General features: G+C 72.2%; 2 protein-coding genes. One reads left to right on the top strand and one right to left on the bottom strand.

The features are described 5' to 3' along the window. Positions 1-664, bottom strand: a 664-nt coding sequence (locus KDH83_RS30530; RefSeq protein ID WP_212322748.1) for a LysR family transcriptional regulator, incomplete at its 3' end; no start/stop codon positions are given. A gap of 177 nt (positions 665-841) precedes the next feature. Between KDH83_RS30530 and argC the strand changes: the two genes are divergently transcribed. After that, the gene (gene argC, locus KDH83_RS30525; protein ID WP_212322745.1) at positions 842-1,771 is read left to right on the top strand and encodes an N-acetyl-gamma-glutamyl-phosphate reductase; all 930 of its coding nucleotides are present in this window, start codon (positions 842-844) and stop codon (positions 1,769-1,771) included. Positions 1,772-1,821: the final 50 nt, after the last annotated feature.

Raw genomic sequence — 1,821 nt, 5'->3', positions numbered from 1 at the left:
GGATGCGCGCGCGCGGGTTCAGGCCGGCGGCGGCGCACCATTCGGCGGTCAGGCGCGACAGCCGCGTGCTGGCATCGTTCAGGATCAGCGGGCGCTCGGCCAGCCAGGCGGGCGTGAGGCGGGCCGGCGCCCGCCAGGACGCGGGCAGGAAGGCCAGCACCGGATCGCGCCGCCACGGCCGCAGCACCAGGCCGTCCGTGGGCGGCTGGGGCAGCGCCACCAGGCCCAGGTCCAGCGTGCCGTCGGCCAGCCGCAGCAAGGTTTCCTGCGAAGTCAGCACGGCCACCTGCACGTCGATGCGCGGGTGGTCGCGCGCCAGCGTTTCCAGCGCCTGCGGCAGCAGGTGGGCGATGGCGCCGGTGGACGCGCCCAGCCGCACGCGGCCCTCCAGCCCCTGGACCTGGCGCTGCACGTCGTCCAGCCCCTGGCTGGCGTCGGCCAGCAGGCGGCGGGCGCGGGCCAGCAGGGTCTCGCCGATGGCGGTGGGGCGCACCTGCCCGCGCGTGCGCGTGAGCAGCGCCGCGCCCACCTGCGCCTCCAGGTCGGCCACGTGCAGGCTGATGGTGGGCGGCGCCAGGTGCAGGGCGCGCGCGGCATTGGCGAAGGAGCCCAGGTCGGCGATGGCGACCAGGGTGCGCAGCCGGTCCAGGCTGATTTCCCGCATGACGGATCCTTATTCAGAAAAACTGAATCAGGCAGTCATGATATTCGACTTTGATAATCGTGGGGCCTGGCCGAAGATGGATGCCATCACGCCGACCCAGGGATGACGGAGCGCAGCAAGCATCCGAGATCCGGGCGGCCCGTCCACCGCAATCCCATCACCAGGAAGCATCGCGCCATGACGCAACCCCTCGTATTCATCGACGGCGACCAGGGCACCACCGGCCTGCAGATCCATGAACGGCTCCAGGGCCGCGACGACCTGCGCCTGCTGACGCTGCCGGCGGCCGAGCGCAAGGACGCCGCGCGCCGCGCCGAGGCCATCAACGCTTGCGACATCGCCATTCTGTGCCTGCCGGACGAGCCGGCGCGGCAGGCGGTGGCGTCCATCCGCAATCCCAAGGTGCAGGTGATCGACGCCAGTTCCGCGCATCGCACCACCGAGGGCTGGGTCTACGGCTTTCCAGAGATGGCGCCGGGCCAGGACGAGCGCATCGCCGGCGCGCCACGGGTGAGCAACCCCGGCTGCTACCCGACCGGCGTCATCGCCTTGCTGCGCCCGCTGGTCGAGGCCGGCCTGCTGCCGGCGGACTACCCGCTGGCCGTGCAGGCGGTGTCGGGCTATTCGGGCGGTGGCCGCGCCAGCGTGGATGCCTACGAAGGGCCGGAGGCGGCGGCGCAGCCGCCGTTCCAGGTCTACGGACTCGGCCTCGCGCACAAGCACACGCCGGAAATCCAGCGCTACGCGGGACTGACGCAGCGGCCCGTGTTCGTGCCTTCGTATGGCGCGTTCCGCCAGGGCATCGTGCTGACCGTGCCGCTGCAACTGCGGCTGCTGCCGGTCGGCGCGGATCTCGCCGCCCTGCAAGCCTGCCTGGCCGAGCGCTATGCCGGGTCGCGCCACGTGCAGGTCGCGTCGCTGGAGGAATCGGCGGCGCAGGCGCGGCTGGAGCCGCAGGCGCTGAACGGCACCAACGACCTGCGCCTGTCGGTGCATGGCAACGCCGCCGAGGGACAGGCGCTGCTCGCCGCCGTGTTCGACAACCTGGGCAAGGGCGCGTCGGGCGCGGCGGTGCAGAACCTGGATCTGATGCTGGCGCGACACTGAAGAAGTAAGACTCGTCCGATGTTGAGGGGCGGACGACCCGGGCAGGGGGG

This window comes from Achromobacter sp. Marseille-Q0513 (assembly GCF_018195695.1).
In the GTDB taxonomy this organism is placed as follows: domain Bacteria; phylum Pseudomonadota; class Gammaproteobacteria; order Burkholderiales; family Burkholderiaceae_B; genus Achromobacter.
Note: the sequence above shows the minus strand (reverse complement) of the source record. Positions and strands in the feature narration are given on the sequence as shown.